Source organism: Pantoea piersonii, assembly GCF_003612015.1.
GTDB classification, from domain to species: Bacteria; Pseudomonadota; Gammaproteobacteria; order Enterobacterales; family Enterobacteriaceae; genus Pantoea; species Pantoea piersonii.
In genome coordinates, this window is record NZ_RARB01000001.1 from 803,673 (window position 1) to 830,650 (window position 26,978).

The following is a 26,978-nucleotide window of genomic DNA, read 5'->3' on the forward strand; positions in this document are numbered from 1 at the left end:
TTACCCGTTACGAATATATATTCGGATGTGATTTTTAATTCAGAGGTGACACATGAATCCTTTCAAGCTTCCGGTCGACGAACTGCAGCGTAAAGCGCGCGCCGTGCGCCGCCGCATTATTCAGCTTAACGCGGGCAGCCCGGCGGGCGGCCATACCGGCGCGGATCTGTCGCAGGCTGATATTCTGACCGCGCTCTACTTCCGCATTCTTAACTGCGCGCCGGATCGCGTCGAAGATCCACAGCGCGATATCTATATCCAGTCAAAAGGTCATGCCGTCGGCGGTTACTACTGCGTGCTGGCGGAGGCGGGCTATTTTCCCGTCGACTGGCTGCCGACCTATCAGCACTCGGATTCGCACCTGCCGGGCCATCCGGTGCGGCAGAAAACCCCGGGCGTGGAGCTGAATACCGGCGCGCTCGGCCACGGACTGCCGGTCGCGGTGGGTCTGGCGCTGGCGGCGAAAAAAGATGGCAGCAAACGGCGCATCTTCGTGGTAACCGGCGACGGCGAGCTGGCGGAGGGCAGCAACTGGGAAGCAGCGCTGGTGGCGGCTCATTACGGCCTCGACAACCTGATCATCATCAACGACAAGAACAAGCTGCAGCTGGCGGGCGCTACGCGCGACATTATGAATACCGATCCGCTGCCGGAAAAATGGCGCGCTTTTGGGCTGGAGGTGACGGAGTGCAACGGCAACGACATGGCGGAGGTGGTCAACACCATTGAAAGTCTGCCGCAGAACGGCAAGCCGCAGGTCATCGTGGCGCACACCGAAAAAGGCTATGGCGTCTCCTTTATTCAGAGCAAGGCGGAGTGGCACCACCGCGTGCCGAAAGGCGAAGAGATCGAACTGGCACTGGAGGAACTGAAAGATGAGTAATGCACAACATTTAGCCAGCGTAATGGTGACCGCCTTTATCGACGCGGTGAATCGCGGTGTGGATCTGGTGCCGGTGGTGGCGGACTCCACCTCCACCGCAAAAATTTCGCCTTTTATCAAAGCTTTTCCCGATCGGCTGGTTAACGTCGGCATCGCTGAACAGACGCTGGTGGGCACCGCTGCCGGTCTGGCGCTGGGCGGCAAGATCGCCGTAACCTGCAACGCCGCGCCGTTCCTGGTTTCGCGCGCCAACGAGCAGGTTAAGGTGGACGTCTGCTACAACAACACCAACGTCAAGCTGTTCGGTCTGAACGCCGGCGCCAGCTACGGCCCGCTCGCCAGCACGCACCACAGCATCGACGATATCGCGGTGATGCGCGGCTTCGGCAATATCGAAATCTACGCGCCCTCCTGCCCGCTGGAGTGCCGCCAGATAATCGACTACGCCATCGAACATGTCGGTCCGGTCTATATCCGTCTCGACGGCAAAGATCTGCCGCAGCTGCATGATGAAAACTACCGCTTCGAACCGGGCAGGATCGATCAGCTGCGCGAAGGCAAGGATATCGCGCTGGTGGCGATGGGGTCGACGGTGCATGAGATTGTTCGCGCGGCGGAACTGCTGGCTGAAAAAGGGATCTCGGCGGGTGTGATCAGCGTTCCATCCATCAGACCTTGTGATACCCAACAGCTGCGCAACCTGTTAAATCACTATCCAGCCGCCATCAGCGTGGAAGAGCACAACGTCAACGGCGGCGTCGGCAGCCTGGTGGCTGAGGTGCTGGCGGAAGGCGGCTGCGGCATTCCGCTGCTGCGCCTGGGCATTCCTGACGGCCAGTACGCTATTGCGGGCGATCGCGCCTCAACGCGGGCGCATCACGGCATCGATGCCGCGAGCGTCGTTAACAGTGCAGTGCGCATTTGCGCGGGAGCCTGACCATGGATGACGCCCTTATTCTGGCGATTGACGAAGGCACCACCAATGCCAAAGCGATCGCCGTTAATCGCCTGGGCCGCGTGGTCGCGCGCGGCAGCCAGCCGCTGACGCTGTCGCATCCGCAGCCGGGGCTGGCGGAGCAGGACGCGCTGGCTGTCTGGCAAGCGGTGCAGCAGGCAGTGACCGACTGTCTGGCGCAGTGCGGCGGCGCGCCCGTCGCGGCGGTGGCGATCAGCAATCAGCGTGAGTCAGTGCTGATCTGGCAGCGGCGCGACGGCAAACCACTGACGCCGCTGGTGAGCTGGCAGGATCGCCGCTCGGAGGCGTTCTGCCGCGACCTGCGCGCCGCGGGCAGCGCCACGCGCATCACCGGACTGACTGGTCTGGCGGTGGATCCGATGTTTCCGGCGGCCAAGCTCACCGGCATGCTGGCGGCGATCCCGGACGGCGCGGCGCGCGCGGCGGCGGGCGAGCTTTGCATCGGTACGGTTGACAGCTGGCTTAGCTGGCAGCTGAGCGCGGGAGAAATCTTCGTCACCGATCACGCCAATGCTGCGCGCACCCAGCTCTACAGCCTGCACAGCAATGACTGGGACGATGAGCTGCTGCGGCTGTTCCAGCTGCCGCGCGCCGCGCTCCCGACCATTGTGCCGTCGGCCAGCGAGCAGGGCGCGGTAGCGATTAGCGCGATACCCGGTCTGGCGCCGGGCACACCGATCCTGTCGCGCATCGGCGACTCCCATGCGGCGCTGCAGGCACAGCGCCGCGGCGATGAGGAGGTCGTAAAAGCGACCTACGGCACCGGCTCCTCTCTGATGATGTCGATGGCGTCGCCACTGCTGACCGACAACGGGCTCAGCACGACCGTGGCCTGGCACGACGGCGCGCTGCGCTTCGCCTTCGAAGGCAATATCACCCATACCGGCTCCGGCGCGGCCTGGCTGGGCAAAATGCTCGGCATTCAGGACCCGCGCGAGCTGACCGCGCTGGCGCAAACCACGGATCACAATCAGGGCATCTATTTTGTGCCGGCGCTCTCCGGGCTGGGCGCGCCCTGGTGGGATCTTCGGGCGCGCGGCATGGTATGCGGCCTGACCGACGCCGCCACGCCCGCGGTGCTGGCGCGCGTGGCGCTGGAGTCGATCGTCTTTCAGATCGCTGACGTTTTTTTCGCTATGGAGCAGGCGAGCGGCCAGCGGCTGTCGGCGCTCTGCGTGGACGGCAGCGCGACCGCCAACGACTGGCTGATGCAGCTGCAGGCGGATGTGCTGCAACGCCCGTTGCTGCGCGCGCCGACGGCGGAGGTCTCGGCGCTCGGCGCGGCGCTGCTGGCGGGCAAAGTGCTGGGATGGTGGCAGCAGGGCAGCGAAATGCAGGCGCTGCAGGGTGGCACGCGCGTAGAGCCGCGTACCGAACTGGCGCAGGCGATGCGGGAGAATTACCAGGGCTGGGTTGAGGCGGTGGCGCGCTGCCGGTTTCAGCCGGCGTGAATGTTAGCCAGGGAGACAGGGCGTGTAAAAGAGGAGGCGCCGTTGCAGAGGCAGCTGCCGGGTCACGGACGTTTCGGCCGATCGCAAAGACCGCATAACGCATCCCTGCGCCTCGGCGCGGGCCGTCCCTGGCCCACGACGCTTTGCTCTTCGGCTGAAACGTCCTTTCCCTTTTGGTATCCGCGCGGTGTTGGGCTATCAGGCCCGGCGCGCTTCCTGCTCGTCGTTCTCGGCGCGCAGCATCTCTACTGGCGGTATACGGCCGCCGCTGAACTCTACCTGACGGATCGGGAAGGCGAAGCGGATATCGCGCTGCTCCAGCGCCGCCATCAGCTGCAGGTTAATCTCCTGCTGAATATCCATATATTTGTTGTAGTCGGCGTCGAGCACGAAATAGACCACTTCGAAGGTCAGCTTTGAATCCTCAAAAGCGAAAAAATGGGCGCGGTCGAAGCGGGTCAGTTCAATGCCCTGAATAATCGACTTCACCAGATCGCTGACTTCTCGCACCTGCGCGGAAGGCGTGCCGTAGCTCAGCCCGAAACGAAACAGGATGCGTCGCTGCTGCATGCGCTTGTAGTTATGGATCGTCTGCTGCAACAGAATGGTATTCGAACAGACGATCTGCTCGCCGCTCAGGCTGCGCAGGCGGGTGGTCTTCAGGCCGATATGCTCGATGGAGCCGGCGATATCGCCGAACACGATAAAATCGCCATGCTCGAAAGGCTTGTCAAAGCCAATCGCCAGCGAGGCGAAGACGTCGCTCAGCACCGTCTGGATCGCCAGCGCGATGGCGATACCGCCCACGCCGAGACTCGCCACCAGCGCGGTAATATTGATGCCCATATTCGACAGAATAGCGAGCAGCATCATTACCCAGACCACCACGCGCAGCAGAATGCCGAGGATTACCGTGGTCACCGGATTACGGACGTGCAGCGGATCGCGCAGCAGATTATGCAGCCACAGACGGATGCCGCAGTCGATCCACATGGCGAGCTGAACGGCGAACGCCAGGAACCAGCCATGGGAAATAAACGCGTTCCAGCTGGGAGGCACGTCGATAAAGCGCAGGGCGATCAGCAGCGAAAAAATCAGCAGCAGCAGCTGGCTGGTGCTGCGCAGGATCTCCACCAGAATCGAGGTGAGGCGCACGTGGCGATCTTCGCTGTAGCGCGCGATGCGACCGGAGATAAAACGGATAGCGCTGCGCAACAGCCAGTAGATCACCAGCGTTCCCGCTACCACGATAGCGCTGTTGATCCAGAACGTTTCATTTAGAAAAAGACGTTGAAAAAAGCCAGATGAGAGCCATTTTTCCATGGGGACGTTTCTCCTTGCCCGGAGGCGATTTAAAAAAGAGAGCAAGGAGAAGCATAGCCTGGATGCGCCTGGGGGCAGCGCAAATCACTGAATAATTACTGAAATCGATTCGCTTTATCGCGCGCCAGGCGCTCAAGGGCGAAGATTACCTGCTGCAGCTGACGCTCCTGCAGCGGCTCTATCGCGGTAAAGCGGAAGCTGAGACGCGGCGTTACGCGCGTTTCGTTTTTGCTGCTCACCACGCTGCGCTCACCGATATGCAGCAGCTGCGCGCCCACCTCGAACTGACCATATTCGCCCAGCTCAACCCGCAGATTTTTAAACTTGTCGCCGCTGTTCAGCCCATCCGGCAACGCCTCGTCCACCAGCACGCCGATGCCGCCCAGCGAGAGATCCTGCAGGCGAAAACGCACCTTTTTGCCGTTGGGCCACTCGCTGTGGCAGTAAAAGGTCGGCTCCAGCGGGGCGGAGATGCGGAAAAACTCCCGGCGCTGAATTTGCCACAGCAGCTCAGGCAGCGGCGCGCTAAAGGCGGGAAGACCTTCAAAAAGCGTTTTCTCCAGCCCGGCCAGGCTGAACTCCACCCTGGCACCATGGGTTTCAGCAGAGATGCTGACGTCGTGGCTGGAAAGGATATATTCGTTGTCGAGATTATTGCTGCCAAGATCGAAGATAATGCGTTCCTGGTCGGCGTCCAGCATACGGCTGATAAACTGACCGCGTGAAAAAGTGACCATCAAGGGCGTCTGAAAACGTAGTAAATCTTTCATCACGCCTAAAACCGCCAGCGTGCCACGTTTGAGATACTGTTCTTTATCGGCTTCTTTCACTTACTGGCTCCAAAAGAGGGTAAAGTTGCGGTTCGTTAATCCTTTATTCTCTGACCGTTATCGGCGTCCCCTGGCGAAGCTTTAGGTTTTTAAGTCAATTTTTTGCATCGGTTTTTGCTGCAGATGAGAATTTCCTGTCTATACTTACTTTTGTAATTCTCCTGATTAATCAGGCGGTCACAACCTAAACAAAAAGGAAGGAGTAGTCGATGGGTATCATTTCATGGATCATCTTTGGTTTAATCGCCGGTATTCTCGCTAAATGGATCATGCCGGGTCGCGATGGCGGCGGTTTTATCGTAACGGTGATCCTGGGGATCATTGGTGCGGTAGTCGGCGGCTGGATCAGTACCCTGTTCGGCTTCGGCAGAGTAGACGGCTTTAACTTCGGCAGCTTTGTGGTTGCGGTAATCGGCGCCATTGTCGTGCTGTTTATCTACCGTAAAGTCCGTAGCTGACACGCGTAGCGTAAGAACTGCAACGGGACGACGTAGTCGTCCCGTTTTACTTTTTCTGCCAGAAAACCTTTCCCGCCAGTCCCCGCAGCAAGCGCTTTTCTCCCCAGCAGCAATAGCCTCCCGCACCAAAATAGGACGATCGGTCAGGTTAGCCGCCTTAATTTCAGGGTTTGTTAAATGAGAGCAGGGTGCAAAGGGAAAGGGAAGAGCGCCGGAGCGCCCTTCGCCTGAGCGGGTTATTTCGCCGCCGTGGTAGCCTGAGGGATATCCTTCACGCTGTTGCAGGTTTTATCTTTCGGGCAGTACTTGTCGAGCAGCATCAGCGTAACGCCGTTGGTCCAGCCGAAGCCGTCCTGCAGCGGATATTCGCCGCCGCCGCCGCCGCCGAGGTTCGGCCCGTCTACCACATACTTCTCGACCAGCTTCTGCTCTTTGTCATAGGTGGTTTGCACGTTCTGCAGGAAGCGCAGGCCGACCTGCTGCGCCAGCTGCGGCTTGTTGTAGTGCTCCAGACCTTCCACCGCGACCCACTGCAGCGGTGCCCAGCCGTTAGGCGCATCCCACTGCTGGCCGTTATTTACCGTGGTGGTGAGCAGCCCGCCCGCTTTCAGCAGCTGCTTCTCTACCGCCGAGGCGGTGCGATCGGCCTGCTTGTCGCTGGCCAGCTGCATATAGAGCGGGAAGAGCGTCGCAGCGGTCAGCTGCGGACTGACCTGGCGCGTTTTGATATTGTAGTCGGCGTACCAGCCCTGTTTGTCATCCCACAGATAGCGATTCACCGCCGCCTGACGCTTTTCCGCCAGGTCGGCATAGTGTTTCGCCTTATCCTGCTGCTTGTCGAGCCGGTACGCTTTGGCGAGCGTCTGCTCCAGATGGAACATCAGGCTGTTAAGATCGACCGGCGCCAGCTGAGTGGTGCGAATCGAGGCGATATTATGCGCGTCGCTGAACCAGCGTGAGCTGAAGTCCCAGCCGGAAGCCGCACCGGCGCGCAGATCGCGGTACAGCTCGCCTTTATCACGCTGCGGCGCTTTCTTCGCGGTATTGACGTCATCCAGCCAGGATTCGGTACGCGGCGCGTCGCGCGAATCCCAGTAGCGGTTGAGCAGGGTGCCGTCCGTCAGTTTAATCACGCGCTTGCTCGCCTGTCCGGCGGCAACGCTGTCGCTGTCCGCCATCCAGTAGTCATACTCTTTCTGCAGCTGCGGCAGGTATTTGCTGTAGGCCGCGTCGCCCTCGTGCGTCGCCAGCAGGTCAACCATCAGGCTGAAGAACGGCGGCTGGGAGCGGCTGAGATAGTAGCTGCGGTTGCCGTTGGGAATATGGCCGTAGGTATCCAGTTCCCACGCGAAGTTATCAATCATATCCTGCACGCGATCCCAGTGGCCGCTCTCCGCCAGACCGAGCATGGTGAAATAGCTGTCCCAGTAATAAACCTCGCGGAAGCGGCCGCCCGGCACGACGTAAGGCTTCGGCAGCGGCAGCAGCGAATCATAGCGCCCGGCGCTTTTAGCGGTACGCGTCAGCACCGGCCAGAGGCCGTCAATATGCGCGCGCAGGCTCTGTCCGGCAGGCGGCACATACTTTTCGCCAGCGGCGGGCAGAGTAAAGTTGCTGGCGACGAAACGCTTAAGATCGAAATTGCGCTGATTTTTCTGCATCTGCCAGTCCGCCAGAATTGACGCAGGGTCGAACTTTGGCACCGCGTCGGCGAAGGTTTTCTGATCGGGGTAGAACTGAGCCTGCTGCACCGCGTTAAACAACGGGCCAAGCCGCACGTCCGGTGGCTGCGGCTGGCTGCTGAGCATACGTGAGTTATCGTCTGCGTGCGCTGCCAGCGCAGGCAAACCCAGCAGCAGAGTCAGCACCACTGGCGCGACTCCCTGACGCCCAAGAGGCGCGGTTACGACAGTTTTTTTCATCGGTTTTTCTCCTTGTCCGAAAGGCGGCCGCGCGTAACGCATTGACCACTCGACTAACTTTAGTCGTAATCTCACAACCTGGCGCGGCGACGCTGTGGAAATGTGAAGCAGCCCAGGAGTGCGTCAGACGGACAAAAGGCGGTTTTTGCTTGCCCTGACGCCGCTTTTACCGGAGGCTGAGGGCAAAAAAAAGAGGGGTAAAATGGATATTATCTGGTATCACCCGTCTCAGGACGGCGAGGTCTGGCTGGAAGGCATGCGGCGGCGTCTGCCGCAGGCGCACGTACGACGCTGGCAGCCGGGCGACGACGCACCCGCTGACTATGCCATTGTGCGTCAGCCGCCGCGCGAGCTGCTGGCGGCGCGGCAGGGGCTGCGCGGCGTGTTTGCGATGGGTGCAGGCGTGGATGACATTCTCGCTCAGCTGGCGCGCTACCCTGACATGCTGCCGCAGTCGGTGCCGCTGGTACGGCTGGAGGATAGCGGCATGGCGCGGCAGATGCAGGAGTATGCGGTGTGCTGCGTGCTCGGCTGGTTCCGTCGCTTCGACGACTACCGTCGACAGCAGCAGCAGGCGCAGTGGCAACCCCTGCCGCCGGTAGCGCGCGAGGCGTTCAGCGTCGGCGTGCTCGGCGCGGGCGTGCTGGGAGTAAGCGTCATCGAGGCCCTTAAGCCCTGGGGCTTCCCGCTGCGCGTCTGGAGCCGTTCGCCAAAGCAGATCGCAGGCGTAGAGAGCTTTGCCGGACGCGAGACGCTCAATGACTTTCTGCGCGGTGCGCAGGTGATTATCAATTTGCTGCCCACCACGGCGGAAACCCTCAACCTGTTTAACGCCGATACGCTGAGCCAGCTGCCGCAGCACGCCTGTTTCCTGAATATGGCGCGCGGCGCGCAGGTGGTGGAGAGGGATCTGCTGGCGGCGCTGGAGAGCGGGCAGCTGCGCGCCGCCGCGCTGGATGTGTTCCAGCAGGAGCCGCTGCCGCAGGATAACCCGCTGTGGCGTCATCCGCGCGTCACCGTTACCCCGCATATTGCGGCATTAACGCTGACGGATGAGGCGATGGACGCCATTACGCGCGCCATCGGCGCCATTGAGGCGGGCGGCCAGCCGTCGGGCTGCGTCGATCGCCAGCGCGGCTACTGATTATTCCGGTTAACTTATTTCCCGCCCGGTCGGGCGGCGTGAAGGAGAAGATGATGTACCCTGTTGATTTACACATGCACACCGTCGCCAGCACCCATGCCTACAGTACCCTGCATGACTATGTCGCGCAGGCGAAAAACAACAGCATCCGGCTGTTCGCCATCACCGATCACGGCCCCGATATGGCCGACGCGCCGCACTACTGGCACTTCGTTAATATGAAAATCTGGCCGCGCGTCATTGACGGCGTCGGCATTCTGCGCGGTATCGAGGCGAATATTAAAAACCAGCAGGGCGAAATTGACTGCTCCGGCCCGATGCTCGATTCGCTGGATCTGATTATCGCTGGATTTCACGAGCCGGTTTACGCGCCGCGTGACAAGAGCCATCACACCGATGCGATGATCGCCACCATGGCGAACGGCGTGGCGCATATTATCAGCCACCCAGGCAACCCGAAATTCCCGGTGGATATCCGCGCCATCGCCGAGGCGGCGGCGCACTACAACGTGGCGCTGGAGATCAACAACTCCTCGTTTACCACCTCGCGCCCCGGCAGCGAGCCGAACTGCCGCGCCATTGCCGAAGCGGTGCGCGACGCGGGCGGCAAGCTCGCCTTTGGTTCCGATTCCCATACCGCCTTTACGCTGGGGAATTTTGAGCACTGTCTGCGCATCACGCGCGAAGTGGATTTTCCTGAAGATCGCGTGTTAAATGTCACGCCGCGCCGCCTGCTCGATTTCCTTGAGCAGCGCACCGGCAAGCAGATTGCCGAACTGGCGGATTTCTAACCCTTTTACCTCTGGAATAGTGCATGAACGAGTTTTCCATTCTGTGCCGCGTCATCGGCTCTCTGTTTAACCGTCAGCCGCAGGATCCGTTGCTGGTCCCGCTGTTTACGCTGCTGCGCGAGGGCAAACTTGGCGCGCAATGGCCGCTGGAGCAGGATGAGCTGCTGCAGCGTCTGCAGCAAAACAGCGATCCGCAGGCGCTGGCGGCGGATTACAATGCGCTGTTTGTCGGCCCCGACTGTAGCGTCCCGCCTTACGCCTCTCAGTGGCCGGAGGGCAAGCCAGAGCCGGAGGTGCGTGCTTTTCTCGCCTCGCGCGGTATGCCGCTCAGCGACGCGCCAGCTGACCATTTCGGCGTGCTGATGCTGGCGGCTTCCTGGCTGGAAGATCAGTCGGCGGAAGATGAAAGCGAGGCGCAGTTTGCCCTGTTCGATAGCTATCTGCTGCCCTGGTGCGGCGCGTTTCTCGGCAAGGTCGAGGCACACGCCACCACGCCCTTCTACCGCACGCTGGCGGCGCTGAGCCGCGAGGCTATTCAGGCGATGTGGGATGAGCTTAATGAAGCCGCCGGAGACGACGGCGAAGATCAGGTCTAACTCAGCCCGGTTTTACCAGCGCGCCGGATGCCTGCCCGGCGCACAGCCCGGCGTCGCGCAGAGCTGCGGCGTGCCGGGCAGTCGTGCGGCGGCGCGCAGACGTTCACCCACTCCCCATGGCGTAAGTTCCACCATCGGCAGCGTATCGTGCTGATGCGCGAGGATGCCCGCTGAGGGGCTCTTTTCCCGGCTGGGATGCTGCTGCAACAGCAGGGCGGTGCGCGCCAGCGACAGTCGCGCCTGAACGCCATAGCCGCTTGCGCGGCGCTGGCGTAACCCCTCCAGCGCCGCGGCGGCCATCAGATAGCCCGTTGCGTGATCCAGCGCCTGAACCGGCAGAGGCGTCGGCGTCTCGCGTCCTGACCAGCGCATGCCGCTATCGGCGATGCCGCACGCCATCTGCACCAGACTGTCGAAGCCGCGGCGGTTGCGCCAGGGACCGCGCCAGCCCCAGGCATTAAGGCCGATATCGACCAGGCCCGGCGACAGCGTCGCGCGCGTTTCAGCGTCAAACCCCAGCTGCTCCAGCGCGTCGGCGCGATAGCCATGCACCAGCAGATCGGCCTGTTCCAGCAGCTCGCGCAGCGTCTCGCGGCCCGCGGCCGTTTTAAAATCGACCACGGCGCGCCGTTTGCCGCAGGTAATCTCTTCATCCAGCGTCGGCTCGTGCCAGCCGGGCGGATCGATACGCAGTACCTCCGCGCCCAGGCTGGCGAGAAAACGCGTCGCGACCGGCCCGGCGATAACGCGTGTCAGATCTAAAACGCGCACGCCGAGCAGCGGTCGGGCAGCAGGCATCGGCCAGCGGCGCGCCGGGGCGGCGACGCCGCGTTGCCAGTCGATCAGCGGCTCTTCGCGCACCGCCTGACCTTGCGGATGCTGTTGCCACTGCTGTTCGCTGCGCATCTGCGCGGCGCAGCCGCCCGCATCGACAATCGCCTGCTCCAGCGCGCCAGCCTGCCAGCGCGCCACCTGGTGCGCCAGCGCGTCGCGGTCGGGCTGCTTTCCCAGCACGCGCGTCATCGCCGCGCGGTGATGTGGCGCATTGGTATGCAGGCGGATCCAGCCGTCGGCGCTGCGATAATCCCCGGCAAAAGCGTCCCAGAGCGCGGGCGCAGGGCGGTTGCGGGGAACAAAGCTGCTCTGAAACCAGCGCGAGGCGAGGCGCACGTTCACGCTGACCGGCTGGTCACTGCCGATAAAATCCGCCGTCGCCTGCGTCGCCAGTCCGATGCTGGCGGCGGCCAGTTCACTGACGGCAAAGGCGGATGAGAAGGTGGCAGTATCGAGAAAAGTGGGTGCGGCGGTTACGTCATCAGAGCCACGCAATCCTTGCCGCAGCTGCTGCCACAGTGACGCGGCGAGCTGATAATCCATAATGGTTCTCCAGAAACAGACGGTATTCAGAGCATAGCACCGCTTTTTCAGCGGCGGCGCAGGCGCGGGAAGCGCGCATGCATCCGCAGGCTGCGCACGTTAATGACCGCTATCGCCGTACCGCAGATCACCAGCGAGGCGCCGATGATTTTAAAGCTGTTAAGGCTGTCGCCCAGCACCACAATGCCCATCAGCACCGACAGCACCGGCGTCAGCAGCGAGTAGGGCATAATCAGATTGACGTTGTACTTCTTCAGCAGGCCATACCACAGGGTATAGGCGACTATTGAAGAGGCGATGGCGCTGTAGAGAATGCCGAACCAGCCGCGCCATCCCGCCTGACTCAGCGCGTAGAACTGATGTGACTCCATGACAAAACTCGACAGCCCAACGATGGGTACCGCCAGAAAAGCGATCCAGCCGGTCATGGTAAGAGGCTTAATCGGCGGCGATTTTTTGACGATCAGATTGCTGACCGCCCAGCCGGTAGCGCTGCAGAGCAGAATAACCAGCACCCACCAGGCGGGTATGGTCGGGCTGCCGGAGAGCACCGCGACGCCGCTCAGTGAGATGGCGATGCCGACCAGCTGGATAGCCTTCAGCCGCTCCTTGAGCACCACCATCGCCAGCAGCATGGCGACAGGCGTGCCGAGCTGCACCACAATCGCGCCGGTACCGGCGTCAGTATAGCGCATGCCGACAAACAGCAGCGAAAAGTGCATAAAGCCGAAGGTAAAGGCGAGCGCGAGCAGCCAGGGCAACTGCTGGCGCGTGATGCGACAAAAGGGGATAAGCACAATCGCCACTACCACAAAGCGCATCCAGGTAAGGAACAGCGGCGGCAGCTCCAGCAGCCCCCACTTTACCGCCACATTGTTGAATGCCCAGATGGAAACCACCATCAACACCAGAAAAAAATGCCGCAATGCCACAATCCTGTCCTTCGCTGTTATTTTTTCGCCACCTCTTAATGATGGCACGAAGCGGAGAGGCGCTGACAGGTGCCAGTAAATATTTTTATGTTATGACAAGTGCGGGAAAATCATAAGACAAGCTGCCGCTTTGCTGTCAGACTGGTTCACCGAGACGTTTATCTGTAAGGATCCGGTTCGGTATGACATCCACTTCTGCTTTGCCCCTTGCCCTGATTCAGTTAGAAGTTCCCCCTGCCGAGGTAACGGCACGCATCGGCGAACAGCCGCGCTGGTTTATTGAGGCGCTTGGCCTGCTGCCCGATGATTATGTGATTGTGCGTCCTCATCTGGGCGAGTCCCTGCCGCAGTTCGATCGGATCAGCGGCGCGATCCTCAGCGGCTCCTGGGCGATGGTCACCGATCACGCCCACTGGAGCGAACGTAGCGCGGCGTGGGTACGGGCGGCGATAGAGGCTGAGCTGCCGCTGCTGGGCGTCTGCTACGGCCATCAGCTGATGGCCTACGCGCTGGGCGGCAAGGTGGCGGACAACCCCAACGGCTGGGAACGCGGTCTGCTGCCGCTGACCTGTGAAACGGCGGCACAGCGCGACGAACTGCTTGCGGCGTTTCCGGGCCGGTTCAGCGCCTGGCTGTCGCACCGCCAGTCGGTGATTGCGCCGCCGCCGCAGGCGCAGGTGCTGGCGAAATCGGACAAAGATGGCTGTCAGATCCTGCGCTATTCGCCGCAGGCGCTGTCGGTGCAGTTTCACCCTGAATTTTCGCGCCGCATTATGCGCGCCTGTCTGCCGCAGGAGGTCAGCGACAGCGGCGCGGATATGGAGGGCACTGACTGGGCGCGACAGCTGCTGGTGGCGTTCTGGCAACAGACGCGCCCGCAGGCGGGTCAGGCGCAGGGAGCGTAACCGCGTCTGCAGCGGTAAACCCAGGCGGGCGGCACGTTTTTCAGCACCCGCTGGCGCTGCCAGGTAAAGTAGCGTGACAGATCGGGCTGAGTCATCGAGGTGTACTGAAACTGTACAAAGATGCCGTCCGGTCCGAGCGCATTAAATACCGCCCGTAAAATGTTGTCGCGCAGCGCGGGCGGCAGCGACAGCAGCGGCAGGCCGGAAATGATCGCGTCATACTCCCCGCTCAGATACTCCGCTGAACAGTGGCGAACCTGCATGCGACTATCCTCCAGCGCACGCAGCTTATCCGCCAGCGGCGCGCTAATCTCAAATACGTCCAGTTCCGCCTGCGGCTGCATGCGCGCCAGCAGGTGACGCGTCAGCACGCCGTCGCCTGCGCCGAGTTCGGCGACGCGCAGGGCGCTGCGCCAGCAGACGCTGTCGCTCATGGCGCGGCAGAGCGCTGCCGATGAGGGCATAATGCTGCCCATCTTGCGCGGATGGCGAATAAACTGATGAATAAAGTCTGCTTTTGCGCGCATAAGGGTAAAAGCCGAAGCCAGCATGTCACTCTCCTGTTATTAATCTCCTCTGTTGACCCTGATACGGCCTGAAGTTTCGCTTTTTTTCCGCACCGCGGCCTGTTCTCAGAATTATCCGTGCGCCTGAGCGGTGCGCTTTTCCTTTGCGGCGGTCACAGTTTCCGACAGCAACATCTGACAGGCTAGGTTTGTTCATTCATTGTTAACAGCAAGTTTCATTGTTGTTTCAGTTCCTGACCTGTAAGGAGATTCACCATGCGTTACGCCTCTCCCGGAGAACAGGGTTCTCTGATTCACCTCCAGAAAACCTACGGCAATTTTATCAACGGCGAATTCGTGCCGCCGGTGAACGGGAACTACTTCACCAACACGTCGCCGGTTAACGGTTCGGTGGCAGGGGAATTCCCGCGTTCGGACAAGGCAGACGTGGACAATGCCGTCGCCGCGGCGCAGGCCGCAGCCGAAGCCTGGGGTAAAACGTCGCCGCAGCAGCGTTCGCTGGCGCTGCTCAGGATCGCTGATCGGCTGGAGCAAAACCTCGAATATATGGCGGTGAATGAGACCTGGGATAACGGTAAGCCGGTGCGCGAAACGCTGGCCGCCGATATGCCGCTGGCGGTGGATCATTTCCGCTATTTCGCTGGCTGCGTGCGGGCGCAGGAGGGCACGGCCGCTGAGATTGATGAGTTTACCGCCGCCTATCATTTCCATGAACCACTGGGCGTGGTGGCGCAAATTATCCCCTGGAACTTCCCGTTGCTGATGGCGGCGTGGAAGCTGGCGCCGGCGCTGGGTGCGGGCAACTGCGTGGTGCTGAAGCCAGCTGAGCAGACGCCGCTGAGCATTACGCTGTTTGTTGAACTGATTAAGGACCTGCTGCCGCCCGGCGTGCTGAACGTGGTGCACGGCTACGGCAAAGAGGCGGGCGAGGCGCTGGCCTCTCATCCCGACATTGCCAAGGTCGCCTTTACCGGCTCTACGGCAACCGGCGGTCATATTCTCGAACTGGCGGCGAAAAATTTGATCCCCTCGACCGTCGAGCTGGGCGGCAAGTCGCCGAATATTTTCTTTGAAGACATCATGCAGGCGGAGGAGAGCTTTATAGAGAAGGCTGCCGAAGGCGTGGTGCTCGGCTTCCTTAATCAGGGCGAAGTCTGTACCTGTCCGTCACGCGCGCTGGTGCAGGAGTCGATCTACGAGCCCTTTATGGCGGCGGTGATGAAACGCATCAAAACCATTAAGCGCGGCGACCCGATGGACAGCGAAACCATGGTCGGCGCACAGGCATCGCAGCAGCAGTTCGACAAGATCCTCTCTTACCTGGAGATTGCCCGTCAGGAGGGCGCAGAAGTGCTGACCGGCGGCGGCGTCGAGAAGCTGGAAGGGCATCTCGCCAGCGGCTATTACATTCAGCCGACGCTGCTGAAGGGCAACAACAGTATGCGCGTTTTCCAGGAGGAGATCTTCGGACCGGTGGTAGGCATCACGACCTTTAAAGATGAAGCGGAAGCGATCGCCATCGCCAACGACTCGATTTACGGGCTGGGCGCGGGCGTCTGGACGCGCGATATCAACCGCGCTTATCGCGTCGGCCGCGCCATTAAGGCGGGGCGCGTCTGGACCAACTGTTACCACCTCTATCCGGCGCACGCCGCCTTTGGCGGCTATAAAAAATCGGGCATTGGGCGCGAAACGCATAAGATGATGCTGGATCACTATCAGCAGACTAAAAACCTGCTGGTGAGCTACAGCGTGCAGCCGCTCGGTTTCTTCTGATTTACCGGCTGCGGCGCGTTGCTCTCTGGGCAACGCGCCGTTTTTATTTCATATTTATCTCAGTGCAATTAGCGTTTTTTCGACCCATTGTTAACTGTCATAACCGCGTAAGATTGCTGTGGCAAGGTCAGGAGAGTGCTTCCTGACAGGCCTGAGGCCGAAACGAATAAGGAATGTTGATGAACGAGATCTATAACGTGCTGAATGAACATGACGACGTGCTGGACGGTCTGGAGTACAGCATCATCGCCGTTAACCTGCCGGACCGTCAGGCGGCCAGTATGCGCGATGGCGACAACGCCGATCGGCGGCTGGCGGGCGAGGCGGCGGAGGTGCCGCGTTTCTGGTAACCCGCTACAGCGTTATACGCGCACAATGCGCCTGAAACAGCTTTTTGCAGGCAGCTCGAAAGTTTACTACGTGGCTGGCAGGCGTCGAGAAGTAAAACGGCCCGCGACAGAGATGTCTCGGGCCGGGTGAGCAGGGATGCGGTAAGCGTCTTTGCCATCGAACCCTGCCAGCTGCGTGAGCGAAAAAAGTAACGCCCACTGCAGGGTAGTTAGGTTGTTATTTCACGCAGCGCGCGCAGGTGCTGTCCTGGATCTGCTTAAAGAAGTCGTTGCCTTTATCATCTACCAGGATAAACGCCGGGAAGTTTTCGACCTCAATTTTCCAGATCGCCTCCATGCCCAGCTCGGCATACTCCACGCACTCCAGCTTCTTGATGCTCTGCTGCGCCAGGACGGCAGCCGGACCACCGATACTGCCGAGATAGAAACCGCCGTGCTTATGGCAGGCATCCGTCACCTGCTGGCTACGGTTGCCTTTCGCCAGCATAATCATGCTGCCACCGTGCGACTGCAGCAGATCGACATAGGAATCCATGCGGCCAGCGGTCGTCGGGCCAAGCGAGCCAGAGGCGTAGCCTGCAGGTGTCTTCGCCGGACCGGCGTAGTAGATCGGGTGATCTTTCACGTACTGCGGCAGCCCTTCGCCGCTGTCGATGCGCTCTTTCAGCTTCGCGTGCGCGATATCGCGCGCCACAATAATGGTGCCGCTCAGCGACAGACGCGTAGAAACCGGACAGGCTGACAGCTGCGCCAGGATCGCTTTCATCGGGCGGTTAAGATCGACGCTGACCACGCCGCCTTCGCCCTGCTGGCGCAGCGCGTCAGGAATATACTGCGCCGGGTTATCTTCCAGCTTCTCAATCCAGATGCCGTCGCGGTTAATCTTCGCTTTGATATTGCGGTCCGCCGAGCAGGAGACGCCCATCCCCACCGGACAAGAGGCGCCGTGGCGCGGAAGGCGGATAACGCGAATATCGTGCGCGAAATATTTGCCGCCAAACTGCGCGCCCAGACCCAGCTGCTGCGCCGCTTCCAGCAATTCCTGCTCCAGCGCCAGATCGCGAAACGCCTGGCCATGCTCGTTGCCGCTGGTCGGCAGGCTATCGTAATAGTGCGTCGAGGCGAGCTTCACGGTTTTCAGCGTGCTCTCCGCCGAGGTGCCGCCAATCACAAACGCGATATGGTAGGGCGGGCAGGCGGCGGTGCCGAGCGACATCATCTTGTCTACCAGATAGTTCTTCAGCCTGCCGGGACTGAGCAGCGCCTTGGTCTCCTGATAGAGATAGGTTTTATTGGCGGAACCGCCGCCCTTGGCGATGCAGAGGAATTTATACTCATCGCCGTCGGTGCTGTAGAGGTCGATTTGCGCCGGCAGGTTGGTGCCGGTATTCACCTCGTTGTACATATCGAGCGCGGCGTTCTGCGAGTAGCGCAGGTTATCTTCGATAAAGGTGTTATAGACGCCCTGCGACAGCGCGGCTTCATCGCCGCCACCGGTCCAGACGCGCTGGCCTTTTTTACCCATAATGATCGCGGTGCCGGTATCCTGGCAGGTCGGCAGTACGCCTTTAGCGGCGATTTCCGAGTTGCGCAGAAACTGCAGGGCGACATATTTATCGTTTTCGCTCGCTTCAGGGTCCGCCAGAATAGAGGCGACCTGCTGCTGGTGCGCCGGACGCAGCATAAAGGAGGCGTCGTGAAACGCCTGCTGCGCCAGCAGGGTCAGCGCTTTCGGATCGACCTTCAACACCTCTTCGCCCTCGAAGCTGGCGACGGAAACGTGCTCGCGGGTCAGCAGATAGTACTGGGTGTCATCATGGGACAGCGGAAAGGGTTCTTGATAGTAGAAAGGTTTATTCGACATCTCGGCTCACTTAACACGGCTTGTCGGCTCGCGCAGCGCGAGGCGAACAGCCGCAACTATTGTTGGTTGTTATTTCGTCAGCCGCGCGGGACGCGGCTGACGTAAGCAGAAGGAAAAAGATTTTACACTTTATTAACCTGTCTCGTCGCCTGCTTTAGAACATCATGACCATCCACGGGTAGGCGACCAGCATCAGCAGCACCAGAAACAGCAGGCCGAAAATGGTGCCCAGACGCCAGTAATCTTTCGTGGGCAGATAGCCGCTGCCGTAGTAAATCGGGCTGGGGCCGGTGCCGTAAGGGGTGATAATTCCCATCACGCCGAGTGAGGTACAGAGCATCAGACAGAACACCGGCATGTTGATGCCCGGAATCGCCGCGGCGATAGTGAGCATCGCAGGCAGCAGCGCGGTGGTATGCGCGGTGGTACTGGCGAACAGGTAGTGCAGCAGATAAAAGGCGATCAGCAGCACCACGGCAGAGACCTGCGGATCGTAACCCTGCAGCAGCATGCCGCCCTCTTTGCCCAGCCAGGCGATAAAGCCGACGCGCGCCAGCCCGTCCGCCAGCGCCACCAGAGTGGCGAACCAGGCGAAGGTATTCCACGCTGCTTTGTTGCTGGTGATATCGGTCCAGTTCAGCACGCCGGTCCAGAGCATCAGCACGATAACCAGCAGGGCAGCCATTGCCGGTTCAATCCAGGCGGTGGCGAAAATCCACATCAGCAGCGCACACACTACAAAGATCAGCAGCAGAATCTCATTGCGCGACAGTTTGCCCAGCTTTTGCAGCTCGGCGGTGGCCCAGCGCGGCACTTCATCGTTAACTTTTACTTCCGGCGGGTAGAGCCAGTAGGCGAGCAGCGGCATCGTCAGGATCAGCAGCACGCCGAGCGGCAGGAACGCGATAAACCACATGCCCCAGGAGATATCGAAGCCAATGACGCTTTTCACCAGCGCCAGCGCCAGTAGGTTCGGCGCCAGCGCCGACAGAAACATCGAGCTGGTGATACAGGCGGCGGTGATGGCGACCCACATCAGATAAGAGCCGATGCGGCGCGCGCTTGGGTCGTTGGGTTTAGAACCGTAGAGCGGCGGCAGGTTGGCGATAATCGGGTAGATGGTGCCGCCGCTGCGCGCGGTGTTTGAGGGAGTAAAGGGCGCCAGCAGCAGATCGGCGAAGGTAATGGCATAGCCGAGCGTCAGGCTGCGGCGGCCGAGATACTTCACCAGGATCAGCGCCAGTCGGCGTCCGAACTGGGTTTTATCGTAGCCGGCGGCGAACATAAAGGCGCCAAAAATCAGCCAGACGGTGGAGTTGCCGAAACCGCTTACGCCCCACTTAAAGGACTCGGTGGCGACCTTAAAGCCGGGCTTCGCCAGCTCGGCGGGGCTGAACAGCACATACTGGCTGAAGAGGGCGATAATCACCACGCCGGTCAGACCGATCACCGCACCCGGCAGTGGCTCGAAGATCAGGCCGACAATCACGCCGACAAAGATGGCGAAAAAGTGCCAGGCGTAAGGCTCAAGGCCCGCTGGCGTCGGCACCAGCAGCAGCAGTACGGCGACCACGATGGGAAGGGCCAGCATAAGCCAGCGTTTATGTTGTCCCGGCGGCGGGACGGGCGCAGGTTGCGCGGCTTCGTTCAGCGGTTTTTTCATGTTCATAGTGAAGGTCTGCAAGTTATAAAGAAGAGAATGTCGGCTTTGCTGATGCGCTTTTGATAATTAACGTGCGCAGAATGCTTGCAGCAAAACCTTATTGAATAACGTCTTCAGATGACAACTTTATTAAATAAACCTTTGCGCTGTGACTATATGATGCGCCTGGCGAAATAGTAAATTTTGATCTGGATCAAAGAGTGAGTTCGGCTTTTTAAGCGCTCGCTTTCTTTAAAATTCATATCGCCGTCTTAAGAAAAATCCTTACCAAAAAGCAGCGTTATCAGCGCCTTTTTCTGTAAATTCCCCTCATTATAGATTATTGAAAAGATTATAGTATTTTTTAATCTTAACAATAATTTGATTTTTCCGGCGCTTTCGCTAACATTACTATAACTAAAATATCAAGCTTTGCAAAATAAATAACTCCGCTACTTCAAAAGTTTTATAACTATATTCATTTCTTTTGTATCTAAAGTAACTGGTATATTAGGGGTGTGAAGTCGGACCTTTTAATAATTGCCAGCATGCCTCGTCCGCAAGAATTTTTCAGCTTTTAATTTCCGGAGTTAATCTAAATGAATACTCGCACCCCGCTTTTAAATCCGCTGACTTTGCCGAACGGCGCGGTATTAAAAAATCGTCTGGTCATGGCACCGATGACCACCTGTACAGGATTTTACGACGGCACCGTAACCAGCGAGCTGGTGGAGTACTATCGCGCACGCGCCGGTACGCTTGGCACGGTTATCGTCGAGTGCTGCTTCATCGACGCGAAAGGTCCCGCCTTTCCTGGCGCAATCGCCATCGACAACGACAATAAAATCGCCGGCCTCGCCCGCATCGCCGACGCGATCAAATCCCAGGGATCAACGGCCATTCTGCAGATCTACCACGGCGGCCGTATGGTCGAACCTGAGCTGATCGGCGGTAAAACGCCGGTCGGCCCCAGCGCTATCGCCGCGCCGCGCGAAGGCGCGACCACGCCGCAGGCGCTGACCGCTGATGAAGTCGACGTGATGATCACGAAATTCGGCGACGCGGTGAACCGCGCCATCAAAGCGGGCTTCGATGGTGTCGAACTGCACGGCGCCAACACCTACCTGATTCAGCAGTTCTATTCCCCGAACTCCAACCAGCGCGACGACAAGTGGGGCGGCAGCCGCGAAAATCGCGCCCGTTTCCCGCTGGCGGTGCTGGATATCGCCCATAAGATGGCGGAGCGCATCGCACACAACACCTTTATTATCGGCTATCGCTTCTCGCCGGAAGAGATCGAAGTGCCTGGCATCCGCTTCGCCGATACGCTCTATCTGCTGGAGAAACTGGCGGAGCGCGGGCTTGACTATGTGCACTTCTCGGTTGGTCAGTTGCTGCGTCCCTCCATCGTTGACACGCAGGATCCCACGCCGCTGATCGACAAATTTATTGCGCAGCGCTCTGAGCGGCTGGCGAAGGTGCCGGTGATTGGCGTGGGCGGTGTGGTGAATAAAGCGGATGCGGAGAAGGGGCTGGAGCATGGCTACGACCTGGTGGCGATCGGTAAAGCCTGCATCGCCTATCCGGACTGGGCGGATCGCGTCCTGAATAATGAGCATCTCGATCTCTATATCGACAGCACCCAGCGCGAAGCCCTGATGATCCCGGAGCCGCTGTGGCGCTTCTCGCTGGTGGACGCGATGATCCGCGAAGTCAGCGCGCCGGGCCGCAAATATAAGGCGGGCGTCTATCAGGAAAAAGTCGAGGCGGAAGCGCTGAAGCTGAAAATCAACGTCACGCTGGATACCGACCGTATCACTGACATTTCAATGGTGCCGGACGATACGCTGGACGTCGATTTCACCGAAACCTTTGAAAGCCTGCGTAACCGGATGCTGGTCGCCAACAGCCCGCACGTCGATGCCATTACCGGCGCGACTACCCAGAGCGAGGCGCTGAAAAAAGCGGTATCGCGCGCGCTTTCTACCTCCAGCAAAGAGTATGTGATTGAAGAGGGCGGCAACCCCGCCGCGCCGCAAAACTACGACGTCGTGGTCATCGGCAGCGGCGGCGCAGGCCTGGCGGCGGCCATCCAGGCGCATGACGAAGGGGCGCGGGTGGTGATTATCGAGAAAATGCCGACCATCGGCGGCAACACCATCAAAGCCTCGGTGGGCATGAACGCGGCGGAAACCCGTTTCCAGGCGATGAAAGGCATCAAGGACAGCAAAGAGCTCTTCTATCAGGAGACGCTGAAAGGCGGCCAGAACAAAAACAATCCGGTGCTGCTGCGCGAGTTCGTCGAGCTGGCGCCGGAGGCGATCGACTGGCTGGCCGACCACGGCATTGAGCTGAACGATATCACCATCACCGGTGGGATGAGCATCGACCGTACGCACCGTCCTGCGGATCGCTCGGCGGTCGGCGGCTACCTGATCAGCGGCCTGGTGAAAAACATCAACAAGCGCAACATTGAAGTGCTGCTCGATACCTCGGTCGCGGAAATTCTCACTGAGAACGGCGCGGTCACCGGCGTGAAGGTGGTGGATGAGTACTACGACAGCCGCATCCTCTATGCGAAAAGCGTTATTGTCGCCACCGGCGGCTTTAGCGCCAACCGCGAGATGGTGGTGAAATACCGCCCGGAGCTGGATGGTTTCGTCACGACCAACCATAAAGGCGCTACCGGCAGCGGTATCGCTATGCTGCAGAAGCTGGGCGCGGATACCGTGGATATGGGCGAAATCCAGATCCATCCTACCGTCGAGCAGACCACCTCTTATCTTATCTCCGAGTCGATTCGCGGCGGCGGCGCGATCCTGGTGTCGCAGGAGGGCAAACGCTTCTTTAACGAGATGGAGACGCGCGACAAAGTTTCCGCGCAGATTATCGCGCTGCCTGAGAAGAGCGCCTGGGTGGTTTTCGACGAGCAGGTGCGGGCGAACAACAAAGCGGCGGATGAGTATATCGCCAAGGGCTTTGTTATCAGCGCCCCAACCGTGGGCGAGCTGGCGGTGAAACTCAATATGGAGCACACCACGCTGGAAGAGACGCTGGCGCGCTACAACCAGTTCGTCGTGGACCAGAAAGATGAGGATTTCGGCCGCACCACGGCGCTGCGTCATCCGCTTAATCAGGGACCTTTCTACGCTATTCGCGTGGCGCCAGGGGTGCATCACACCATGGGCGGCGTGACCATTAATACCGATACCGCAGTGCTCGACAGCAATAAACAGCCGATCCGCGGCGCCTGGGCGGCGGGCGAAGTGGTCGGCGGCATCCACGGCGCCAACCGCATCGGCGGCAATGCCGTGGCGGATATCATTATCTTTGGTATCCTTGCCGGACGTAACGCGGCGGCCCTGGCGCGCAGCTAGTCTGCGGCTGGTAGCCGGAAGAGAAGTACCCGGCGTGGCGCAGCGGGCGTGGAAGGATCGCCCGCTACGGCCTCGCCAGCCGCAGGTTCACTTTGACAGCCGAGGCGAGTATGTCAGCCGACGAAGGCGTTTACGCCTATTCCGCAGTGCTAATGGGCTCGCCCATTCTGCTTAAACTCTTTGACGATAATGCCAGCCTCGCCGCCCAGGTTTTCCGCCTGATCCGCCATTATGAAAATATTCTCACGGTCAACCGCGCCCAGTCAGAGGTGATGGCGGTCAACCATGCGGCAGGCAAAGAGGCGATAAGCGTCAGCCGCGAGGTGTTCGAGCTGATCCAGTGCGCCCATCAGGTCAGCCTGCTGCCGGAAAGCCTGTTTAATTTCACTATCGGCCCGCTGGTCAAGCGCTGGAAGATCGGCTTTCAGGGCAACAGCGTGCCGCCGCGCTCGGAGCTGGAACAGCGGATGACGTTAACCGATCCGCGCCAGGTCGAGCTGGATCCCAGCCGGCTCAGCGTTTTCCTGCGCCAGCCAGGCATGGAGATCGATCTGGGCGCTATCGCCAAAGGCTATATCGCCGATCGGGTGCGCAGCTTTCTGCGCCAGCAGGGGGTGGAAAGGGCGCTTATCAATCTGGGTGGTAACGTGCAGACGCTCGGCGCGCCGCCGCAGACCCGCGGCTGGTCTGTGGGGCTGAAAACGCCATTTGGCAATGCCGAAGAGCTGACTGGCGTTATTGAGGTGGCGGGCAAATCAGTGGTGACTTCAGGGATCTACGAGCGCTACTTCGAGCGAGACGGGCGCTGCTATCACCATATTCTCGATGCGCGCAGCGGCTATCCGCTCGATAACGAGCTGCTGAGCGTTACGGTGATCTCCGACCGCTCGCTCGACGGCGATATCTATACCACGCTGCTCTATGGGCTGGGCGTGGAGAAGAGCCTCCTGGCGCTGCGCGATACGCCCCATATTGAGGCGATATTCCTTACCCGCGACCATGAGGTGATCTGCTCCTCGTCGCGCCAGTTCAGGTTTCGCCTGCACGACCACAGCTACCGGCTGGTTACTGACAATACTGCCTGAGCAGCGAGTGATATTCCGGCTGCAGGCGGTAGCGATAGACCGGGCGGCCGGTCGCACCATAGTGAATGCTGGTAAAGAGGATATTGATCTGCGCCAGCCAGATAAGGTATTTGCGGCAGGAGACGCGTGAGATATTGACCTCCGCCGCCAGTTCGTCGGTCGAGAATTCGCTGCCGGGATGGGCGTCTATCCACTGACACAGGGTGCGCAGCGTCTGCGGCGTCAGCCCTTTCGGCAGCCGTTTGCTGTCGTTGCTGGTGGGGGGATTGCCGTGGATCAGCTGATCGACTTCAGCCTGCTGGTAGTAAAGATGGTTATCCATCAGCGATTTCTTTTGCCGCCAGTTGGTCAGGGCTTCTTCAAAGCGCGGGAACTGGAACGGCTTAATCAGGTAATCCACCACGCCGTAGTGCAGCGAGGTTTTGATGGTGGCAGCGTCAGCGGCGGATGAAATAATGATCACCTCGACAGGCTGTTTCGCCTCACGCAGCTCCGGCAGCAGATCCAGTCCGTTTTCATGCTGCAGATAGATATCAAGCAGCACCAGATCCACGGCGGGCTCGCTGTGGAGGATCATCTCTTTCGCCTGCTGCAGCGTCGACGCCGTACCGACGCAGTGAAAGCCCGGCACCTGCCCGACGTAAACGCGATTCAGCTCAGCGACCATAGCATCATCATCGACCACTAACACATTGATCATGCGGTTTTGTTGCCTCCATCCCAGGGAAGTTGTACAAAAAATTGGGTAAACACGCCGGGTTCCGACTCAACGCTGACGCTGCCGCCAAGGCTTTCCGTCTGCTGCTTCAGCAGATAAAGCCCGACGCCGCGATCTTCGCCTTTCGTCGAGAAGCCTTTGTCAAAGATAGCATCCAGCTGATCGGTTGCGATGCCCGGCCCGTCATCGCTGACTTCACACGCCAGCCAGCCGTTCTGATAGTGCAGCATCACGTGAATATCGCCGTTATTTTCCTCGCCGAGCGCATCAAGCGCGTTCTCGATAAGGTTGCCAAGCACGGTAATCAGCACGGCAATCTGCTGCTCGTTGCCGATATCCGGCAAAAAGCTGGCGTCGCTCAGCGTCAGACGATGGCCGCTGTCCGACGCGCGGTTGATTTTACTCAGCAGGAAACCGGCGATCACCGGCGACTTAATTTTGTCGAGCAGCGAACCGATCTCGGTCTGGTAGTTGTTCGCCGTCTTTAAAATATAGGCTTCGACCTGCGCATAGTTTTTCATATGCAGCAGGCCAAGAATGACATGCAGCTTATTCATAAATTCATGCGAGCGCTCACGCAGCGCGTCGACATAGTTTACCATGCCGCTCAGGCGCTGCAGAAGCTGTGCGATTTCGGTTTTATCCCTGAAGGTGCAGACTGCGCCGATCAGTCGCTGCTGGCTGTAGACCGGCACGGTATTGCTCAACAGCACATGACCGTTGAGATTCAGCTCTTCGTCGCGCCGCGCGCGGCCGGTGCGCAGCGTCTCCTGCAGCTGCGTATGGATAACGCTGGCGTCGTCCATACTGCCGGCGCGGTTATCCGTCAGCAGCTTCTGCGCCGCCTCGTTGATCAGCGACACCTCCGCATGCGCATCCACCGCGATAACGCCCTCTTTGACCGAGTGCAGAATCGCCTGGCGCTGTTCAAACAGCGACGAGATCTCCCAGGGTTCCAGACCAAAGAGTATGCGCTTCAGGGTTTTTACCAGCGCCAGCGTGCCCAGCGTGCCCGCCAGCGCGCCAATCAGGATGGTCCAGATAATGCTCCAGCGGCTCTGGTTGATCTGAACGCTGACCGCCTCCAGAGAGATGCCTATCGAGACCACGCCAATCTGCCGCTGCTGCGCGTCATAGACCGGCGTGAAGACGCGCAGCGCCTCCGCCAGCGAGCCGCGGTTGACCGAGACGTTCTCTTTACCCTGCAGCGCAGGGTTAATATCGTCGCCGATAAAATGCTGGCCGATCAGCGCCGGATTAAGATGGGAGTAGCGAATGCCCTGCATATTGGTCACCACCACGAACAGCAAATTATTGTGCTGCTGCGCCGCGCGGGCGATGGGCTGGATAATGCCGGCGTCCGGCGATGCGCGAAGCGCCTGCTGAATCGCCGGCACGTCCGCCAGCGTACGCGCAACGGCCAACGCCTTGTCTTCCAGCTGCTTTTGCGTGGCGTTGCCGATTTGAAAGAAGTAGAGCAGATGCACGCTCAGCAGTACGAAGGTCACGACCGCACCGATCATCAGCGTGACGAGCGTGCTCAGCTTCATATGTTTTTTGCGGGTCAGGTTGCCCTGCGGTGTGTCGCGCATCGTCGGTCCTTTGTCGGAAAGCGGTGGGGTATTATCCCTTTCTCTGCGGCTTTGCAAAGGCTTTTATTCGGCGCGTAAAGCGGCCGGGCAGGGAGCGCAGGCTGGATTGTCACAGGTTGTGAACCTGGTGCAGCTAGCCATCTTAGTTACAGCATACTTAAAAGGATTTATCACATCAGCACGGCTCCGGAGCAAGTATCGTCTGGCAGGAAAGAATCGCGGATGGTCGCTCAGGGTTGCCCTTGCATATCCCAGCGCGCCGATCCCATCATGTCGTAAACATGGTGGTCGGCAAAGGCGGGGAACCTGGCTCGCGTAGCCGCTTCGGCCAGAGCAAAACAGTAATCTTTATTTCAGATAAAAAAATCCACGCGCGCTGGCGTGGATTTTAAGGCGTTATCGCGCCGCAGGAGAGGCGATAACCGCAGTAAATTAAAAAGGCTAGACGTTGAACCGCGA

The 26,978-nt window shown here is 59.8% G+C and carries 22 protein-coding genes; 12 read left to right on the top strand and 10 right to left on the bottom strand.

What is annotated here, in order from left to right:
- Positions 1 to 52 precede the first annotated feature (52 nt).
- From D7S44_RS03885 to D7S44_RS03895, 3 genes are read left to right on the top strand one after another with little or no spacing between them, the layout of a single operon-like run.
- A complete protein-coding gene (locus D7S44_RS03885) occupies positions 53 to 883 on the top strand; it encodes a transketolase (protein ID WP_120452218.1) in 831 nt (276 codons plus the stop codon).
- Complete coding sequence (locus D7S44_RS03890) at positions 876 to 1,820, top strand: transketolase family protein (protein WP_120452220.1); 945 nt, start codon at positions 876 to 878, stop codon at positions 1,818 to 1,820. The genes D7S44_RS03885 and D7S44_RS03890 overlap by 8 nt, the downstream gene beginning before the upstream one ends.
- Positions 1,821 to 1,822: 2 nt before the next feature.
- Positions 1,823 to 3,310 (top strand): FGGY family carbohydrate kinase, encoded by a 1,488-nt coding sequence (locus tag D7S44_RS03895; protein ID WP_120452222.1) that lies wholly within the window; start codon positions 1,823 to 1,825, stop codon positions 3,308 to 3,310.
- Between the two features lie 198 nt (positions 3,311 to 3,508).
- Here D7S44_RS03895 and D7S44_RS03900 read toward each other — a convergent pair whose 3' ends face one another.
- Together D7S44_RS03900 and D7S44_RS03905 are read right to left on the bottom strand one after the other, a co-directional pair.
- Positions 3,509 to 4,633: a mechanosensitive ion channel family protein gene (locus D7S44_RS03900; protein ID WP_120452224.1), complete on the bottom strand. Its 1,125-nt coding sequence runs from the start codon at positions 4,631 to 4,633 to the stop codon at positions 3,509 to 3,511.
- Positions 4,634 to 4,728: 95 nt separating this feature from the next.
- A complete protein-coding gene (locus D7S44_RS03905; protein WP_120452225.1) occupies positions 4,729 to 5,463 on the bottom strand; it encodes a flagellar brake protein in 735 nt (244 codons plus the stop codon).
- Between the two features lie 209 nt (positions 5,464 to 5,672).
- Between D7S44_RS03905 and D7S44_RS03910 the strand changes: the two genes are divergently transcribed.
- Positions 5,673 to 5,921 carry a GlsB/YeaQ/YmgE family stress response membrane protein gene (locus D7S44_RS03910; RefSeq protein WP_120452227.1) on the top strand — a complete coding sequence of 83 codons (249 nt, stop codon included), beginning with the start codon at positions 5,673 to 5,675 and terminating at the stop codon, positions 5,919 to 5,921.
- 236 nt (positions 5,922 to 6,157) lie between these two features.
- On the opposite strand, the gene treA is transcribed toward D7S44_RS03910, so the two are convergent.
- Positions 6,158 to 7,843 (bottom strand): alpha,alpha-trehalase TreA, encoded by a 1,686-nt coding sequence (gene treA / locus D7S44_RS03915; RefSeq protein WP_120452229.1) that lies wholly within the window; start codon positions 7,841 to 7,843, stop codon positions 6,158 to 6,160.
- 202 nt (positions 7,844 to 8,045) lie between these two features.
- On the opposite strand from treA, the gene ghrA reads away from it, so the two are divergent.
- Genes ghrA through D7S44_RS03930 form a run of 3 tightly spaced genes read left to right on the top strand, consistent with a single transcriptional unit; the run spans position 8,046 to position 10,374 of the window.
- Positions 8,046 to 8,987, top strand: coding sequence for a glyoxylate/hydroxypyruvate reductase GhrA (gene ghrA, locus D7S44_RS03920; protein WP_120452231.1), 942 nt, complete (start codon positions 8,046 to 8,048; stop codon positions 8,985 to 8,987).
- A gap of 53 nt (positions 8,988 to 9,040) precedes the next feature.
- On the top strand, positions 9,041 to 9,778 hold the full coding sequence (locus D7S44_RS03925; protein WP_120452233.1) for a phosphatase: 738 nt from the start codon (positions 9,041 to 9,043) through the stop codon (positions 9,776 to 9,778).
- A 23-nt stretch (positions 9,779 to 9,801) separates the two neighbouring features.
- A complete protein-coding gene (locus D7S44_RS03930) occupies positions 9,802 to 10,374 on the top strand; it encodes a TorD/DmsD family molecular chaperone (RefSeq protein ID WP_120452235.1) in 573 nt (190 codons plus the stop codon).
- 12 nt (positions 10,375 to 10,386) lie between these two features.
- Here D7S44_RS03930 and D7S44_RS03935 read toward each other — a convergent pair whose 3' ends face one another.
- Complete coding sequence (locus tag D7S44_RS03935) at positions 10,387 to 11,751, bottom strand: CoA transferase (protein ID WP_120452237.1); 1,365 nt, start codon at positions 11,749 to 11,751, stop codon at positions 10,387 to 10,389.
- Positions 11,752 to 11,798: 47 nt separating this feature from the next.
- The gene (locus D7S44_RS03940) at positions 11,799 to 12,683 is read right to left on the bottom strand and encodes a DMT family transporter (protein WP_120452239.1); all 885 of its coding nucleotides are present in this window, start codon (positions 12,681 to 12,683) and stop codon (positions 11,799 to 11,801) included.
- 182 nt (positions 12,684 to 12,865) lie between these two features.
- On the opposite strand from D7S44_RS03940, the gene D7S44_RS03945 reads away from it, so the two are divergent.
- Positions 12,866 to 13,588 (top strand): glutamine amidotransferase, encoded by a 723-nt coding sequence (locus D7S44_RS03945; RefSeq protein ID WP_120452241.1) that lies wholly within the window; start codon positions 12,866 to 12,868, stop codon positions 13,586 to 13,588.
- Here the strand turns inward: D7S44_RS03945 and D7S44_RS03950 are convergent.
- A complete protein-coding gene (locus tag D7S44_RS03950) occupies positions 13,570 to 14,139 on the bottom strand; it encodes a class I SAM-dependent methyltransferase (protein WP_120452243.1) in 570 nt (189 codons plus the stop codon). The two genes, D7S44_RS03945 and D7S44_RS03950, sit on opposite strands and share 19 nt — an antisense overlap.
- Before the next feature lie 231 nt (positions 14,140 to 14,370).
- Between D7S44_RS03950 and exaC the strand changes: the two genes are divergently transcribed.
- Together exaC and D7S44_RS23645 are read left to right on the top strand one after the other, a co-directional pair.
- Positions 14,371 to 15,891: an acetaldehyde dehydrogenase ExaC gene (gene exaC / locus D7S44_RS03955; protein WP_120452245.1), complete on the top strand. Its 1,521-nt coding sequence runs from the start codon at positions 14,371 to 14,373 to the stop codon at positions 15,889 to 15,891.
- 179 nt (positions 15,892 to 16,070) lie between these two features.
- Complete coding sequence (locus D7S44_RS23645) at positions 16,071 to 16,241, top strand: hypothetical protein (RefSeq protein ID WP_167456949.1); 171 nt, start codon at positions 16,071 to 16,073, stop codon at positions 16,239 to 16,241.
- Between the two features lie 217 nt (positions 16,242 to 16,458).
- Here D7S44_RS23645 and fumA read toward each other — a convergent pair whose 3' ends face one another.
- Entirely contained in the window at positions 16,459 to 18,105 is a 1,647-nt protein-coding gene (fumA, locus tag D7S44_RS03960) for a class I fumarate hydratase FumA (RefSeq protein ID WP_120452247.1), read from the bottom strand.
- Positions 18,106 to 18,259: 154 nt separating this feature from the next.
- Positions 18,260 to 19,768 (bottom strand): anion permease, encoded by a 1,509-nt coding sequence (locus D7S44_RS03965; protein WP_120452867.1) that lies wholly within the window; start codon positions 19,766 to 19,768, stop codon positions 18,260 to 18,262.
- A 578-nt stretch (positions 19,769 to 20,346) separates the two neighbouring features.
- Between D7S44_RS03965 and D7S44_RS03970 the strand changes: the two genes are divergently transcribed.
- Together D7S44_RS03970 and D7S44_RS03975 are read left to right on the top strand one after the other, a co-directional pair.
- The gene (locus tag D7S44_RS03970; RefSeq protein ID WP_120452249.1) at positions 20,347 to 23,124 is read left to right on the top strand and encodes a flavocytochrome c; all 2,778 of its coding nucleotides are present in this window, start codon (positions 20,347 to 20,349) and stop codon (positions 23,122 to 23,124) included.
- A 110-nt stretch (positions 23,125 to 23,234) separates the two neighbouring features.
- The gene (locus tag D7S44_RS03975; protein WP_120452251.1) at positions 23,235 to 24,209 is read left to right on the top strand and encodes an FAD:protein FMN transferase; all 975 of its coding nucleotides are present in this window, start codon (positions 23,235 to 23,237) and stop codon (positions 24,207 to 24,209) included.
- Here D7S44_RS03975 and dcuR read toward each other — a convergent pair.
- On the bottom strand, positions 24,190 to 24,909 hold the full coding sequence (gene dcuR, locus D7S44_RS03980) for a two-component system response regulator DcuR (RefSeq protein ID WP_120452253.1): 720 nt from the start codon (positions 24,907 to 24,909) through the stop codon (positions 24,190 to 24,192). The genes D7S44_RS03975 and dcuR overlap by 20 nt on opposite strands.
- The gene (locus D7S44_RS03985; protein WP_120452255.1) at positions 24,906 to 26,519 is read right to left on the bottom strand and encodes a sensor histidine kinase; all 1,614 of its coding nucleotides are present in this window, start codon (positions 26,517 to 26,519) and stop codon (positions 24,906 to 24,908) included. Before D7S44_RS03985 ends, dcuR begins: the two co-directional genes overlap by 4 nt.
- Between the last annotated feature and the right edge of the window lie 459 nt (positions 26,520 to 26,978).